This is a genomic window from Desulfotomaculum sp., from assembly GCF_982386235.1.
Genome location: NZ_CEVWQM010000003.1, coordinates 1 through 16,274, shown reverse-complemented (window position 1 = coordinate 16,274; position 16,274 = coordinate 1). Strand labels below are relative to the sequence as shown.

The following is a 16,274-nucleotide window of genomic DNA, read 5'->3' as shown; positions in this document are numbered from 1 at the left end:
AACCGTCTTTTTATATCACGGTCGGCATATAAATTTTATAGTAAGTTTTGTCTAACCGATTTCTAGTGCAAAGGAGTGATAAAAGGGGTGGATTTTCTTAAGCGTTTGGAAGATTACCGATCATTAGAAAATAGTCTAGCTTGGCAGGGTTCTTTTCACGATTATCTAAAAATAGTCAAGGAAAAGCCCTATATAACTCAATTGGCCCATGCTAGGATCTACAATATGATTAAAGAAGCTGGGGTCAATGAGAAAGAAAGCAGTAAGGAATATAAATTCTTTTCGAAGGAAATATTTGGCCTGGATAAACCACTGGAAAAATTAGTGGAAGAATACTTTCATCCGGCAGCCCGTCGTCTTGATGTTCGCAAGAGAATTCTTTTGTTAATGGGTCCGGTAAGCGGTGGTAAGTCTACCTTGGTTGCCATGCTTAAAAGTGGACTGGAACAATTCAGTCGAACGGAAAAGGGTGCCCTCTACGGCATTAAAGATTGTCCGATGCATGAGGAACCCCTGCATCTAATTCCCAAGGAACTAAGGGAAGAGTTTTCGAAGGAATATGGCGTTTATATTGAGGGTGAGCTTTGTCCATCTTGCCGTATGATGCTGGAAACTGAGTATGGCGGTAAAATAGAAAATGTCCAGGTGGAAAGAGTTTTCCTCTCAGAGGATAACCGTACAGGAATTGGTACCTTCACCCCTTCAGATCCCAAATCCCAGGATATTGCCGACTTGACCGGCAGTATCGATTTTTCAACCATTGCTGAATATGGATCTGAGTCTGATCCCAGGGCCTACCGTTTTGACGGTGAATTAAATATATCCAACCGTGGTCTGATGGAGTTCCAGGAAATGCTTAAATGCGACGAAAAATTCCTTTGGAACCTGTTGTCCCTATCCCAGGAAGGCAATTTCAAGGCCGGCAGATTTGCCTTGATTTATGCGGATGAAATGATCATTGCTCATACCAACGAAAATGAATATCGCACATTTATTAGCAATAAGAAAAATGAGGCACTTCAGTCACGTATTATTGTCATGAAAATACCTTACAATTTAAAGGTCACGGATGAAGTGAAAATATATGAAAAGTTAATCAAACAAAGCGATTTAAGTGCTATTCATATAGCCCCTCATGCCTTAAAGGTTGCCAGCGTTTTCTCCGTTTTGTCCAGATTAAAGGAATCGAAAAAACAGGGCATGGATATTGTAAAGAAAATGAAGCTTTATGACGGAGAAGACGTGGAGGGTTTCAAACAAAAGGATTTAAAAGAGCTTCAAAATGAAGCAATTGATGAGGGAATGAGCGGGGTTGATCCACGTTATGTAATAAACCGCTTGTCCTCTGCCCTTATTCGAACCAATACCCAATGTATCAATCCCCTGGATGTATTAAGGGCAATCAAGGATGGTCTTGACCAGCATCCTTCTATAACCCAAGAGGAAAAAGAAAGACTGCTCAACTTCATTTCGATTGCTCGTAAAGAGTACGATGAAATGGCTAAAAAAGAAGTACAAAAGGCCTTTGTTTATTCCTTCGAAGAATCTGCCAAGGTATTGTTTAATAACTACTTGGATAATGTAGAAGCCTTCTGTAATGGTGTTAAAATCAAAGACCCAATTACCGATGAGGAAATGGATCCCGATGAGAAACTAATGCGGTCTGTTGAGGAACAAATTGGCATATCAGAAAATGCCAAAAAGGCCTTCCGAGAAGAAATCTTAATTCGTTTGTCTAGCTACGCCAGGAAAAATAGAAGGTTCAATTACAACAGCCATGAAAGATTAAGAGAAGCCATTGAGAAAAAGCTTTTCGCGGACTTAAAGGATATTGTAAAAATTACGACATCGAGCAAAACCCCGGATGGAGAGCAGCTAAAAAGAATCAACGAAGTAAGTGCCAGATTAATTGCTGAACATGGATATTGCCCTGTTTGTGCCAATGAGCTTCTAAAATATGTAGGTAGCTTGTTAAGCCGCTAGGAGTGATAGCAGTGACATATAGTTTTATAATATCGAGGGAGGATTGGTCACTTCACCGTAAAGGTGAGGTTGACCAACACCGTCACCGTGAAAAGGTACGTGAAGCAATCAAAAAGAACCTGGCAGATATTGTTAGTGAAGAAAGTATTATTTTGTCCGATGGCCAGAGAGTGGTTAAGGTACCTATTCGTTCGCTGGAACAATATCGCTTTCGTTATGATTTTAGAAAACAGAAACATACGGGGCAGGGGGACGGAAAAAGTAAGGTTGGCGATATATTGGGCAGCGATCCTGGGCAACAGGCCCCGGGCAAAGGCCCCGGAGCGGGTGAAGATCCCGGTCATGACTATTATGAGGCAGATGTTACCATCGATGAAATAGAGCAAATTGTCTTTGAGGATTTGAGCCTGCCCAATTTAGAAGAAAAAAAGAATAAAAAGTTAGCTTCCGAGTCCGTAGAATTTCGGGATGTTCGTAAGATTGGGATTCAAAGCAATGTTGACCGTAAAAGAACCATACTGGAAGTTTTGAAGCGGAATGCATTAAAGGGTAAACCGGGTATTCATGGTATCACCCCGGAGGATCTAAGGTATAAAACCTGGGAGGTTGTACCTAAATTTGAATCCAGTGCCGTGGTCCTAGCCATGATGGATACTTCCGGTTCCATGGGACCCTTTGAAAAGTATATTGCCAGGAGCTTTTTTTTCTGGATGGTTCGTTTTCTCAGGACCAAATACCAAAATGTCGAAATCGTATTTCTGGCACACCATACCGAGGCCAAAGAGGTCAGTGAAGAAGAGTTCTTTACCAAGGGAGAAAGTGGGGGAACCCGTTGTTCATCCGTTTATCAGCTTGCCCTGGATTTAATTAATGCCCGATACCCAAAGGATGATTACAATATATATGCTTTTCATTTCTCGGACGGTGATAACCTGACCAGTGATAATGAAAAATGTATTCAATTAATCGATCAGTTATTGAGTAAGTGCAGTCTGGTGGGTTATGGGGAAATAGAAGGACCCTACTACTATACCAGCACCTTAAATTCATTCTTTAAAAAGCTAAACCATTCCCGCTTTCTCAGTGTAACGATTCGAGATAAATCAGGGGTATATCCTGCTTTGAAAGCGTTCTTTAAAAAACCCGACCAAGAGGGAGGGTAAACTCAATGAGAGATCAAATCACAGAAGAAATACGACAACTGGAAGAAGCTATCCCGAAAATGATTGAAATTGCCAGGGGATTTAATCTGGATTTTTACCCCATGCGTTTTGAAATATGTCCCGGTGATATCATTTATACCTTTGGTGCCTATGGTATGCCAACTCGCTATACCCACTGGAGTTTCGGCAAAAACTATCACCGTATGAAAACGCAATACGATTATAACTTAAGCAGAATATATGAAATGGTTATAAATTCAGACCCCTGCTATGCCTTCCTATTAGAGGGCAATACAATTATTCAAAATAAGATGGTCTCAGCCCATGTGTTGGCCCATTGTGATTTTTTTAAAAACAATGTTTATTTTAGCGCTACCAATCCTAAAGACATTATTGAATCGATGGCCGTGGCAGCAGAAAGAATTCGCCAGTATGAATTAATTCACGGCCAACAAAGGGTGGAGTCCTTTATTGACACGGTTATGTCCGTTCAGGAGCATATTGAACCCCACAGGATGATTAAGCAAAAGGATCCTAGGGACCAAGAGAAAAAGGAAAAAGTATGCTGCTCCGGTAACGATAAGGGAACTCCCTATGATGACCTATGGAACCTAGAAAAGTCAGCCCCTAGCTGTAATTGTCCAGGAAACTGTGCCAGAAAGAAAAAAACCCTGCCACAGCAACCAGAAAAAGATCTGCTTTTATTCATTATGGAAAATGCCAAGGGTTTGGAAGAATGGCAGTTGGATATTTTATCAACCCTAAGGGATGAAATGATCTATTTTTGGCCCCAAATGCAAACTAAGATTATGAATGAAGGCTGGGCCACCTATTGGCATCTGAGAATTATGAGAGAAATGGACTTAGATGAAGCAGAAGTGATTGAGTTTGCCAAGATGAACGCGGGTGTTATCCTGCCCTCCCGCAATAGCATCAACCCCTATTACCTTGGTCTAAAAATGTTTGAGGATATAGAAAAAAGATGGGATCAAGAATATGGGGCGGGTGCTGGCAGAGAGAAAATATTTGAAATCAGGGAAATCGATAATGATGCATCCTTTCTGAGAAATTACCTGACAAAGGAACTTGTGGAGGAACTGGATTTATACCTTTACAGAAAAATTGGGCATGATTGGAAGATCGTAGAGAAAAATTGGGAGAAGGTCAGGGACCATCTGGTAAGCAGTATGACCAATTGCGGTATTCCTGTGATTATGGTGGAAGATGGGGATTATGACCTGCGGGGAGAGTTATACTTAAAAAATATCTTTGAAAACAGGGAACTTGATATTAAATATCTGGAAAAGACACTCATTCATGTTTATAATCTTTGGAACCGACCCGTTCACCTGGAAACCAAAATCGATAATAAACCGGCTTTATTTTCCTTTGACGGGGAAAAGGGCAATCGAAAATTTCTATGAAATAAAAAATCCGCTGCCCATACATAAGGGAAGCGGATTTTTCTGCTGGTTCATGTATTTATGGTTGGTATAGGAGACTTTTTGCTAGCGAGGGGGACATACTAAGAAAAAAAGCAGGAGGATGAATGATGAGACCCCTTTGGAAAGGTGCGATTAGTTTTGGTTTAGTCTATGTCCCGGTTAAAATGTATGCTGCCACAGAAAAGAAAAATGTTAAATTTAATTATTTACATGAAAAATGCAAAACGCCCGTACAATATCGCAGATATTGCCCCTATTGCGATACGGAAATTAATAATGAGGAAATCGTCAGGGGCTATGAGTACGAAAAGGGAAAATATGTAGTGATGAAGGATGAGGATTTTGAGAGTTTACCGGTGGAGGGCAGTCGCAGTATTAATATCGTTGATTTTGTAGATTTAACCGACATTGATCCATTGTATTTTGAAAAGGGCTATTACCTGGCACCGGGGGAGGGAGGCCAAAAGGTCTTTGAACTACTAAAAAAATCCATGCAGGAAACAGGTAAGGTAGCCATTGCCAAAGTGGTTATTCGTAATAAGGAATCACTGGCTGCCATCCGGGTCGCCGAAGGAATTCTTAGTATAAGCACCATGTTTTATCCCGACGAGGTTAGAAAACCACAGGGTATCTCTGAATTGGATTATAAAGTAGAAGTCCATGACAATGAATTGAAAATGGCGGTAAGTTTAATTAATAATTTGTCAGCAGCCTTCCAACCAGAAAAATACACCGATGATTATCGGCAACAGCTCTTAGAAGTAATCCAAGCAAAGATCGCCGGCGAAGAAGTGGAAACAGTACCCACTGCACAAACTGAAAAGGTTGTGGATCTAATGTCGGCTTTAAAGGCCAGTATCGATCTGACCCAAAAAGAAAGGGATCATAACAAGCCAAAGGATACCGTTAAGAAAAAAGCCAGCAGGGCCAAAAAAGCCACTGCTTCATAAAAGGAAGCGAAATCATGCGTAAAGTGTTGCCAAAGATTAAGCCCATGTTAGCCGTATCAGCAGAACCCTTTAATAGTGATGACTTTTTATATGAAATAAAATGGGATGGTTATAGGGGACTGGTGTACCTGGAAGAAGAAACTACAATTCTATCACGTAACCTTATGGATCTGACAGAAAGATTTCCAGAATTGCAGAAGTTTCATCAAAAGGTAAGCAACAAACCAGTAATCCTTGACGGTGAAATAGTTGTCTTAGATGAAGGAAAACCTTCCTTTAGTAAGTTGCAATCCCGGGGTAAAATAGCTGATTCGCTAAAAGTAAAAAGACTTGCCAGAGTAATGCCGGCGACCTTTATAGCCTTTGATATTTTGTATCAAGACGGTGCTAGCATGATGCAGCTACCTTTGGCGCAAAGAAAAATAGCCTTGGAAAAAACGGTAGAGCAGGGTCCCAATTTAATTGTGTCACAGTATGTTTATGGTTCAGGCATTGAATTTAGTGAGGTAGTTAAAAAGGTAGGTCTTGAGGGTATCATGGCCAAACGGTTAGATAGCCTTTATACTCCTGGAAAAAGGGCAACTACTTGGAGAAAAATACGCAACAATAAAACAGCAGAGTTGGTCATTGCTGGCTGGGAAAAAGGTGATGGATACAGAAGACTTGGTTCCCTCGTACTGGTTTGCTTTCATCAAGGAGAATGGGTTTATGTAGGGAAGGTGGGGACAGGCTTTACCAGGGATGAGGAAGCACATTTATTGACAGAGCTGAATCAAATCAAAACTTATGCCGCCGTTTTTATCCCAAGCAAAGGGGAATTCCGTGCTCCTCTTTGGGTCAAACCCCAATTGGTATGTGAAGTGACCTACACAGAGGTAAGCCCGGATGGTCGCCTAAGGCACCCAAGCTATCAGGGGCTTAGGGAAGATAAAAAGCCGGAGGAGTGTACGATAAAGCAATTGGCCGTGAGTCATGCGCCAAAGACCTAAAAGCATAACATGCATCAAAAGCCCACGGCAAAACCCACGACCAACCACTAACCACCAAATTTATAGCTTTATTTGATACTTTTGAGCCCTGTAAAGCAATGCGGAGCGGGTAATACCTAGCAATTGGGCAGCTTTGGTCTGATTGCCCTGGCTTTTTTCCAGGGCTAATAAAATTAGTTCCTTTTCCACTTCATCAAAGGAGATGCCTTTCTCAGGGAAATTAATGATAAGTTTTTGGTTTGACGCGACCTTCGTATTATCCGTCTTTTGAATTTCCTTTGGCAGGTTATGGGGGTTTATTTCGTTCCCCTGAGCTAAAATAATGGCTCTTTCGATAACGTTTTGCAACTCACGAATATTGCCGGGCCATTCGTAGGACATCAATAAACCCATAGCATTCGGAGACATTCTTTGCTCCCGTGAAGGGTTGAATTTTTTTATAAAATGCATAACCAATAAGGGTATGTCCTCTTTACGCTCCCTTAGGGGAGGCAAATGAATGGGTAAAACATTGAGCCGGTAATATAGATCCTCTCGGAAGGTACCATTTTTAATACATTCAAGGGGATCTCTATTGGTGGCTGCGATAACTCGAACATCGATTTTTATACTGTCGGTGCCGCCAACCCTTTCAAATTCCCTTTCTTGCAATACACGCAGCAGTTTTACCTGCATGGACAGGGGCATCTCGGTGATTTCATCCAGAAAAAGAGTACCCTCATGAGCTAATTCAAATCGCCCCAGTTTTCTAGCCACCGCCCCAGTAAAGGCACCTTTTTCATGTCCGAATAGTTCACTTTCCAATAGGGACTCAGGAAGTGCGGCACAGTTAATGGGCACAAAGGGCTTTTCCCGACGGAAACTTAATTGGTGGATAGAAAGGGCTGTTATTTCTTTGCCGGTGCCACTTTCACCTGTTATCAAAACCGTGGCACTACTATCTGCAACCTTTTCTATTAAAGAACAGACTTCTTGAATTTCCTGACTGTTGCCAACAATTTGGCCATACCTTTTATTTATTTCCGAACGATAAAAGGTTACCTCTTCTTGCAAATGGCTAACCATTAAAGCCTGTTTAACCACTAATTTAAGCTCATCCAGATCAAAGGGCTTGGTAATATAGTCAGTGGCCCCTAATTTCATCGCTTCGATGGCAGTATCAATTGTGCCATGGGCCGTAATCATAATCACAGGTAATTTGGGGAGCATATCCTTAGCCTTAATCAGTACCTCCAACCCATTCATTTCTGGCATTTTTAAATCTAAGATAACCAATGATGGAGTTTCCTTGCGGATAATATCAAGACCCTGACTACCTCTGGTGGCGGTAAAAACCTGGTAACCCTCTTGGCGCAGTCCCTTTTCCAAGGCCCAACACATATGCTCTTCATCGTCAATTACTAATATTTTATTCAATCACAACACTTCCTTCCTGTGGGTTGGATTGGGGTAAACGAACATCAAAGGTTGTGCCTGTGGGTGACGTATTCGACACCCAGATGGCCCCTTTGTGCAGATGAATGATCTGATGACAGATGGATAGGCCAAGGCCAGCCCCATCCTCCTTTGTGGTATAGAAGGGGTCAAATATGCGGGGGAGATCCTTAGCCGTAATACCTTTTCCAGTATCGCTAAATTGTACGATAAGATAATCCTTTTCAGCAAAGGTTCTAATTGTTAGGCTGCCACCGTCAGGCATGGCCTGAATGGCATTGATAATTAAATTGACAAAGACCTGCTTAATGCGGTCCGAATCAATGTTTGCCTTAGGTAGTGATGCATATTCTTTCATTAATTTAATATTATTCTGTCTCAGCATGGGGTGGGTAAAGGTAAGGACAGATTCAAGCAACCAATTTAAATCCGTTGGACTGACAATTGGTTTACTGGGTCTGCCAAAGTCCAATAATTCTTGAATAACTTTATTTCCCCTGTCAATTTGCTCACAAATGACCTTGGAATAGTCTTTTATTCCTTCCAGATTTTTGTATTCTCCCTCCATGACTTGAACCGTGGCTCTAACGATGCCCAAAGGGTTTCTCAACTCATGGGCTACTCCCGTAACCAGTCGTCCCAGAGCCACCAGCCTCTCCGACCTCATTAATTCATCTTGCAGCCTTTTTTTCTCCTTTAGCGAAGCTGCCAGGTTATTAATGGACTGCACCACTTCCCCGATCTCCCCAGGCATGGCCGGCAGCCGTTTATCAAGGTCTTCCTCCATGCTCAACAGCCCTTTTTTAATAACTTGAATTTCAGATGCCAAATTGTGAATCACATAGAGGGCTGCACCTAGACCGAAAAATAATCCCAGTAAGGTTAGGTACCTGGTAATAAAACTAAACTGTCTGCTTTGGGCAAAAACTGGATGCACACGCTCATCTGCCCACGCAACAGCAATGAGCTCCCCGTTAAGTACGACAGGCATTAAACATTCAAAGGCTTGATCTCCCAGTGATCCGGTGATCCGGGATAATGGCTTTTTCGTGGCAGACACCGCTACTATTCCGGAAGAAGCCTCATCAAATATCCTTTGCTCCCTGGCTTTTACATCCGAGGGTTTCTCTGGACGATATTCATGCAAAAAACCAAAAACATAAATTTCCTTTGAATCTGCCAGATAAAGGCCCAGACGCACACCAGGATTGGCATCAGTCAATGGCTTGGCGGTAACTTTAAAGGCCTCTTCCAAAGACTTTTTATATTGATCCTCTACAAAACCATTTTTAACCGATTGTTCCAGATGTTTATCTAAAGAACTCACGGTTGCCTTAACAATGGTACCCAGGCGTTCTTCCTTGGTTTTTAATAACATTTCATCCTTGGCACCGGAAAAGAAAATATCATAAACCATGACTAAAATTGGAATCAATAAGATAGCGGAGACCAAAACCATTATTTGAATGGCAAAGGATTTATTTTTTAAGGTTGGTAACAAAGCATCCTACCTCCCCCTTGAAGTGTTCAATAATATACATTTGAAAAACTAACTGCTTTAAAACAGACAACTCATTGGTATTTGTTACGGTAATCACAAAACCAGGCGCAGTAAGGTTTTTTTTCGGAACTAAATGGTGGGTAGGCTAAAAAAATGCTGCGGGAAGGTAGTGTTGTTTAAAAACAAACAATTTTAAAAATACAAAGCCGCTAGCTATAACGTTTTATGGTTGGCATCAAGATTGCATTAAAGATAATAATAAAAGAATAAAAAATATATAGGTCTTTGCTTGGGTTACATTATAGCATATTTGAAGAATTGCAGAAATGAAAATGTTTGCTTTTGACCAAAAAAAGCAACTCCTAGTGATCTTAGGATTATTTAGTGCTTGAAAACAATCAATTAGTCTGAATTACGACAACAAGAATATGCTCAGTGGGTTATGATGATTAAAATGGGGAGGTCTTTATATGACAAGTGCACAATTTATCGAATGGGTTCAGGAGAAATTTGATGCTTGTAACATTCACAATGAAATTGAAACCAGTGAATTAATTGTGGAAGTCATTAGGAAATATCGTTCCCTGGGGAAAGATGAGGAACTGAAAGAAGATATTTTAGATGCTTAGGTTTCTGGGTATATCATCGGGAGCAAAACTTTCAGGTATACAAAAGGGCTAAACGAAGGCCGACGTCATATCCGGAGGACACCGTAGGTCAAGTTTGGCTTTAGGGTATGCGTCAGTCAAGTTTTTCTAAATAAAGGGTGTGAGTATTAGTGCCCTGTAATACGGAAAAAAAAGTACGAGATATCATGGTGCCTATTCAGGACTATGCAACTGTATTTTTGGAGAATTCTTTACGGGACGCTATGTTTGTTCTAAAAAACACTTTCTATTCTGGGCAAATGGCTGGATCACAGGCCCATCGGTCTGTACTTGTATTCAATAATAAAAAGCAATTGGTTGGAACGCTAAGTTTTCGAGACATTATTCGATCGATTCCTGTTGAACGTGATGGAGCAAAATGTTGGGATGGGATATTTGAGGCTGTTTGCTTATCCCAGGCGGATAAAAAGGTTAAGGATGTCATGCAACCTGTTCAGGCAGAAAGGCTTCAGGTGAGTGACAGTATTCTGGAAGCGATTTTACTGCTGACCAATCATGAAATTGAATTGGTGCCAGTTGAAGAGAAGGAAGAAATAGTTGGCATGATTAGGGCGGTGGAAATATTTAAAGAAGTGAGCGAATTGGTAGAAGCAAATACCTTTTAGTCCTTTAGCTTACAAGAGTGAGGGGTAAAAATGGAACTGGAATCTTACCTAAAAAAACGAGGTTGCCTTTGGGCAATGGAGAATATTTCCGAGCGATTAGATCGAGATAAGTTGGCTAGTGCCGGCAAGCTCTGTGCAGCATACCCGCATTTAGATGCGAACCTGTTAAGCACCAGTTTGGTTTTGACTGATCTAATATGTAAAGGTGTTGTTGGGTTTGATCTAAATAGTATTTTAGCAGCATTGGGAAATATGGATGCGGAAGAAAAGCTAAGGGTTTTACAAGTGCTGGTGGAAGCCCAAACGGACTATGCATCCGGCGAAGCAAAAATCCTCCAATATTTCTACCATTAAGAGAGTAAAAAGTGATGGAGTGATTGTATTGGATAAAAAGTTAAATCGCAAGGCTAAACATAACCACGGGGAAAATTTAAAAATAATGTTAAATGAATTAAGGGATTATAGTGACTGTGGTGGTGCATCACTGGAATACCTAGCGTTGAAATGTGGCGTAAGTACCAGGCAGATTTATCGTTATTTAAACGAATTGCAAAAAATGGGTTATGAAATTTTAAAAACAGCCAGCCATCATCCCGAATATCCAGGGGGTTACACCCTAAGAGAAAAGGAACAGGATTCTTCCGGTGAGTTATTAATGTTGAATATGTTATCAGAACTTGACTTTGTTAAGAATGAAATACTGTATGCTCGTTATTTTTTACAAGAATTATTAGTTCGGAAATGCATGTGCCAAGTGGGAATCGTTATCCCCCTTGAAATACCTTTGTTCTCCTTTACAAGTGATGATGCATTATACGCCAGTCGCCAGACCATGATTATTTCAAAAACATCCGAAAGTTCTTGGGAGGAGATAAAAATTAGGGTATCCGCAAAGGTTCTTAGTAGTGTATATCAAGTTCTAGGTGGTGACATTATCTCCAAACAAAAGCTAAAGGACGGTTCATCCTTGGTTCAAATTCGCACCAAAAGAGGCAAAGAAATGGCCGGCTTGCTGACGAGTTGGGGAAAAGAAGTCGATATCATTGAGCCTGGGCATCTTCGTTTTAAGGTTCTTCATAACTGTAAAGACATTCTGCACCACAATCGATTAAGAAGACTCGATAAAAATGATGTGGTATCTACCAAGAGTAAGTACTTAATTAGTTATTAAAGATTAAATTTTTATTCCTTAATGGTGCGTGCGTTAACGTCACGGAAGTTTAATAGTAACATCCTTAAAAGCTTATACATTTTGATAATGCTAAATAGGTAGAGGGGAGAGGATGTGCAGTATAAGAGGGTGGCCTTAATTTAGCTGGCGATAAAAACAAATAAAAATAAGATTTTTTTGCAACTAACGTAGCTCTAAATTTCACATTTGCTACTCAATTACATCATGTCTACAGCACCTTATTGTTAACGAAAAATTATTTGTGGAGGCATGTACTATGAATATTTTAAAGTACGTACCCATATTGGACACCTTGAGAAACTATGATAAAAAGGACTTTCGTTTTGACTTTATCGCGGCAGTAACTGTAGCCGTGGTTGCGTTACCCCAAACAATGGCCTATGCCATGATTGCCGGTGTACACCCTGCCTATGGGCTTTATGCAGGGATTGTCTTAACCATCTTAGCATCCTCCTTTGGCAGCTCAAATCAGTTGGCCACAGGTCCAACAAATGCCATCTCCTTGTTAATAGCTGCTTATATGGCCGCCTATATAGGGCAGGATAATTTTTTTGGCAACCTGTTTTTACTTACCTTCATGGTTGGTGCCATACAGTTTGTCATGGGTACCTTTAGACTTGGGTCGCTGGTAAACTATGTATCCCATGCCGTGATTGTTGGGTTTACGGCCGGTGCTGGTATCATTATTGCCATGGGGCAACTCAATAATCTGCTAGGTGTTAAGCTTCCCTCTGGTCACTTATCCAGTGTTGGCAAGGTAGCGGCTTGCTTCCAAAACCTCGATAAAATGAATTATGTGGCATTTGGTATTGGGATATTTACCATTGCAGTTATTCTAATATCGAAAAGAATTAGCAAAAACATTCCGGGTGCTTTATTGGGTGTTGTTCTATCGGTAATCCTTGTCATGGTCTTTGGTTTAGAAAAATATGGCATAAAGGTAGTGGGGGAAATTCCTCAAGCCATCCCACCCCTAAGTATGCCTAACTTTAGTTTAGCTGCTGCGGTTGATCTTAGTGCCGGGGCAGTGGTAATTGCTATCATTGGACTTGTGGAAGCAGTAGCGATCTCTAAGGCCATTGCTTCTAAAACCCTGCAAAAAATAGATCCCAACCAGGAGTTTATTGGTCAGGGTGTTGCTAATATGGGCGGAGCCTTCTTTAGCAGTATTGCTGGTTCTGGTTCCTTTACCCGTTCGGCCATTACCTTCCAGAATGGCGGCAGAACCCGTCTGACAGGTGTATTAGTAGGTTTTATTATCTTAATTGTGTTGATTTTCTTTGCTCCCTATGCCAGATATATTCCCAATGCTAGTTTAGCGGGCGTAATTATGGTTGTGGCCTACTCCATGATCGATAAAAAGGCTCTGGTCAAGGTTGTTAAGACGAACCGCAATGACGCCGTCGTTTTATTGGTTACCATGTTTACAACTATTTTGGCCCCTGAACTTGAACAGGCAATCTATGCTGGTGTAGCACTTTCCTTAATACTCTACTTAAAGGATTCGGGTGTAGCCACGGTTAAAACACTGGCACCCGTTAAGGCTAATGATGGCAGGTTTGTGGAGCAGTCCATCAACGGTCAAAGTCCATCGATTGCTATATTCCAGTTAGAAGGCAACCTGTATTTTGGTTCATCCGCGGATTTGGAAAGAAAACTTTCAGATGGCTATTCAGACTCAAAGGTCTTTATGATTCGTTTTAAGGGTATTTCCGTTATCGATATCACGGCTTTAGAGGTTGTTGAAGCGTTCATAAACCGTGCCCATGGTGACGGCAAGCGGGTTATTCTAACAGGTGTTTCACCAAGAATACTTAAGATGTTGGATAAAATGCATATTGTGGAGCATATCGGCAAGGAAAATATTTTTATGGAAGACGATGAAGTGTTTGCAACCTCCGGCAAACCCCTGGATGAAGCAAGTTCCTTTGTACGAAAGGTTAGTTACAGTAATCAGGAAGGTTATGTGCATACCTAAAGGCTGTTTTGGAAATTGAGACAATATTTTATTATATTTATTTAATTAAAACAATATAGACGGGCTAAATATTTTACAGATTGTGAAAAAAGTTAATTACTCATACAGCATAAAGAAGCGATGAAGCATCGCTTTTTTATGCTGTATGAGTAATTTAAAGAATATAAAAGGAATAGTTAGTAATAGGGCCCTACTTTTACTAAAAGATGTTCTTTGGGGCTGTACAAAATTTCACGAAACCGTTATGGTAAGACAAAGCATTATGTCATCGGAATAAAGCATATAAAATATAACAGGCAGACAATATGCGAAGGCTAACTTGGCATGGGGTAGGCCAGCACATGTAAACGAAAATTTTTGTTGTACATTGTGCTGGCCTTTTTAGTTTCGGTCATATTTATAGTGTAAGGGGGTAGATTTATGGCTGGATTCTCCAAATGTGGGTTATGTGCCAAAAAAGATAACTGTGAAATTAGATTAAGACTAAGTAGTCTAATGCAAGAAGCCATTAAGTTAGTTGAAGATGAAGTAAAACGTCAGGCACCCGAGGAAATTGATTACATGATTACAACAGATATTGCCATAATTCCTACCAAATGTCAGCATTTTAGGTGTCGGGAAGGTGAATTGGAAGTCAACCAGAAGAGAGAAAGGCTATTCTTATTAGACAAAGAAATAGCACCCAGTGCAGTGTGAGGTTAAGTATAACTCCTGATTTTAAAGTTAAATCGGGGGTTTTTTTATTAGCCATTAGCTGTCTGTGATGACAAAAAAATTTAATCCCACGAAAAATAAAGCGGGAGGCTAATTGCTTAAGAACAAGTTATAAAAATCACATAAAATTAACGAATATCACCCTGTACATTAATTTTGTGATTTATTAAATTTAAACCACCAAAAAGTAGTGACAAATTGAACCTAGGTAATTTGTCATTATAAGGGGGCTGGTCTATGTCACAGTCCGTTATAGAAAAAAAGATTTGTGATGAGTTTGTGAAGTTTCAAAGGCTGCTGGTTGGTCGAGGTCCCGAGTGTACGAAGGCAATAATTTGCCGGGATATGGTAATTATTCGATCCACTGGGGTTTTGACGAAGGAAGAGAGGCATGTCAGCAGCAGCCGCAAGGGAAGAGCCTTAGTAAAGCAGTTAAGGATGGAGCTTAGGGACACCTATGTAGAACAAATCGAAAAAATAATCACGGATATTACACAATGCAAGGTAAATAGCAGTCATGGCGATATCAGTATTCGAACGGGTGAATGCATAGAAGTTTTTATTTTAGACACTAATTTAGAGAAGAAAATTAAATCCACTGGTGACGAAGCTCTTTCTTAAGGGTTCTGTTACCAGATGATCACGCAAGTTGGTGGGTATTTCACTAAGCAAATCTTGGTGATAACAGACCAGCGTTATCAAAGGGCAGATTGATCTGCTTTGTTGAACGCTGGTCTTTTTATTTTCTCAAGGGAGGTGGGAAGGAAGAAGTTTGTTCCAAGGTAGTCAACACAGCCAAAAAGCAAACGAACACCTAGAAGTAAAAATAAAGAGAGGTGTATTCTTTAATGAGTGCAAATGCTAAAAGAACATTTTTTATCCTGTTAGGTATAGCTTTGTTTTTTGCCTTTTACTTAGCCCCTCAATTTGATCCGGCCATTGATCCGTCCGGCAAAGCCTTTGAGTTGTCACAGGAAGGTAAAGCTGCCATTGGTTTATTCCTGCTGGCAGGTATTTGGTGGGTATTTGGTGGGTATTTGAAGTTATCCCCATCGGTGTTACTGGTATTGCTATCGGTGTTATTCAGGCATTATTCCTAATCCGTCCTGCTAAGGAAGCCTTTAAAGATTTTATGGATCCCACGGTGTTGTTTATTCTAGGTTCATTATTAATTGGTATTGTATTTACTAAATCAGGCATTACCAAACGTATTGCTTATAAAATGCTGGATGTAGTAGGTGAAGACACCAGAAAGATACTATTGGGTGTTTTTGTGATTACAGCGTTATTAACGCATATTATGGCTCACACAGCTGTGGCTGCTACCATGTTCCCAATATTAATTACAATTCTTGCCCTTTATGGTGAGGGTTCAGACGGTAAACCCACTAAATTTGGCAAGGCCCTGTTTATCGGTATGGCCTATACAGCTGGTGCCGGTAGTATTTGTACTTTGCTGGGTGGTGCCCGTAACCCTGCGGCAGTTGGTTTCTATACAGAGTTCACGGGTATAGAAGTTTCTTTTGTTGATTTTTCGCTGCACTTGGCTCCCTTTGGTTGGGCAACAGTCTTCTTAATCTGGGGGATGTTATTGCTGATTTATAAGCCCGAGAAGGCAAAGATTGTTGGTATTAGGGAAAAAGCCCGGGCAG

General features: G+C 40.7%; 14 protein-coding genes and 1 pseudogene. 13 read left to right on the top strand and 2 right to left on the bottom strand.

Going from position 1 to position 16,274, the window contains the following annotated elements; translation table 11 throughout:
- Window positions 1–87: 87 nt before the first annotated feature.
- From AC1U9Z_RS02090 to ligD, 5 genes are all read left to right on the top strand, one after another.
- Window positions 88–1,983, top strand: coding sequence for a PrkA family serine protein kinase (locus AC1U9Z_RS02090; RefSeq protein ID WP_479955528.1), 1,896 nt, complete (start codon window positions 88–90; stop codon window positions 1,981–1,983).
- A gap of 11 nt (window positions 1,984–1,994) precedes the next feature.
- Entirely contained in the window at window positions 1,995–3,146 is a 1,152-nt protein-coding gene (gene yhbH, locus AC1U9Z_RS02085) for a sporulation protein YhbH (RefSeq protein ID WP_333530374.1), read from the top strand.
- A gap of 5 nt (window positions 3,147–3,151) precedes the next feature.
- On the top strand, window positions 3,152–4,570 hold the full coding sequence (locus AC1U9Z_RS02080; RefSeq protein WP_479955527.1) for a SpoVR family protein: 1,419 nt from the start codon (window positions 3,152–3,154) through the stop codon (window positions 4,568–4,570).
- A gap of 128 nt (window positions 4,571–4,698) precedes the next feature.
- The gene (gene ku, locus AC1U9Z_RS02075) at window positions 4,699–5,541 is read left to right on the top strand and encodes a non-homologous end joining protein Ku (RefSeq protein WP_479955526.1); all 843 of its coding nucleotides are present in this window, start codon (window positions 4,699–4,701) and stop codon (window positions 5,539–5,541) included.
- A 14-nt stretch (window positions 5,542–5,555) separates the two neighbouring features.
- Complete coding sequence (ligD, locus tag AC1U9Z_RS02070) at window positions 5,556–6,530, top strand: non-homologous end-joining DNA ligase (protein ID WP_479955525.1); 975 nt, start codon at window positions 5,556–5,558, stop codon at window positions 6,528–6,530.
- Between the two features lie 60 nt (window positions 6,531–6,590).
- On the opposite strand, the gene AC1U9Z_RS02065 is transcribed toward ligD, so the two are convergent.
- Window positions 6,591–7,946 carry a sigma-54-dependent transcriptional regulator gene (locus AC1U9Z_RS02065; protein ID WP_333530378.1) on the bottom strand — a complete coding sequence of 452 codons (1,356 nt, stop codon included), beginning with the start codon at window positions 7,944–7,946 and terminating at the stop codon, window positions 6,591–6,593.
- The gene (locus tag AC1U9Z_RS02060; protein ID WP_479955524.1) at window positions 7,939–9,465 is read right to left on the bottom strand and encodes an ATP-binding protein; all 1,527 of its coding nucleotides are present in this window, start codon (window positions 9,463–9,465) and stop codon (window positions 7,939–7,941) included. The genes AC1U9Z_RS02065 and AC1U9Z_RS02060 overlap by 8 nt, the downstream gene beginning before the upstream one ends.
- Window positions 9,466–9,935: 470 nt before the next feature.
- On the opposite strand from AC1U9Z_RS02060, the gene AC1U9Z_RS02055 reads away from it, so the two are divergent.
- The 8 genes and pseudogenes from AC1U9Z_RS02055 to AC1U9Z_RS02020 form a co-directional block, all read left to right on the top strand.
- Window positions 9,936–10,094 carry a hypothetical protein gene (locus AC1U9Z_RS02055; protein ID WP_333530380.1) on the top strand — a complete coding sequence of 53 codons (159 nt, stop codon included), beginning with the start codon at window positions 9,936–9,938 and terminating at the stop codon, window positions 10,092–10,094.
- Window positions 10,095–10,243: 149 nt separating this feature from the next.
- Window positions 10,244–10,738, top strand: coding sequence for a CBS domain-containing protein (locus AC1U9Z_RS02050; RefSeq protein ID WP_333530381.1), 495 nt, complete (start codon window positions 10,244–10,246; stop codon window positions 10,736–10,738).
- Window positions 10,739–10,768: 30 nt separating this feature from the next.
- A complete protein-coding gene (locus tag AC1U9Z_RS02045; protein WP_479955523.1) occupies window positions 10,769–11,092 on the top strand; it encodes a hypothetical protein in 324 nt (107 codons plus the stop codon).
- A gap of 28 nt (window positions 11,093–11,120) precedes the next feature.
- Complete coding sequence (locus tag AC1U9Z_RS02040; protein ID WP_479955522.1) at window positions 11,121–11,909, top strand: WCX domain-containing protein; 789 nt, start codon at window positions 11,121–11,123, stop codon at window positions 11,907–11,909.
- 277 nt (window positions 11,910–12,186) lie between these two features.
- Window positions 12,187–13,908 (top strand): SulP family inorganic anion transporter, encoded by a 1,722-nt coding sequence (locus AC1U9Z_RS02035; protein ID WP_479955521.1) that lies wholly within the window; start codon window positions 12,187–12,189, stop codon window positions 13,906–13,908.
- 420 nt (window positions 13,909–14,328) lie between these two features.
- Entirely contained in the window at window positions 14,329–14,604 is a 276-nt protein-coding gene (locus AC1U9Z_RS02030; protein WP_479955520.1) for a hypothetical protein, read from the top strand.
- Window positions 14,605–14,859: 255 nt separating this feature from the next.
- Window positions 14,860–15,243 carry a Na-translocating system protein MpsC family protein gene (locus AC1U9Z_RS02025; RefSeq protein WP_333530385.1) on the top strand — a complete coding sequence of 128 codons (384 nt, stop codon included), beginning with the start codon at window positions 14,860–14,862 and terminating at the stop codon, window positions 15,241–15,243.
- Window positions 15,244–15,470: 227 nt separating this feature from the next.
- Window positions 15,471–16,274: pseudogene (locus tag AC1U9Z_RS02020) on the top strand (SLC13 family permease); the annotation flags it as partial.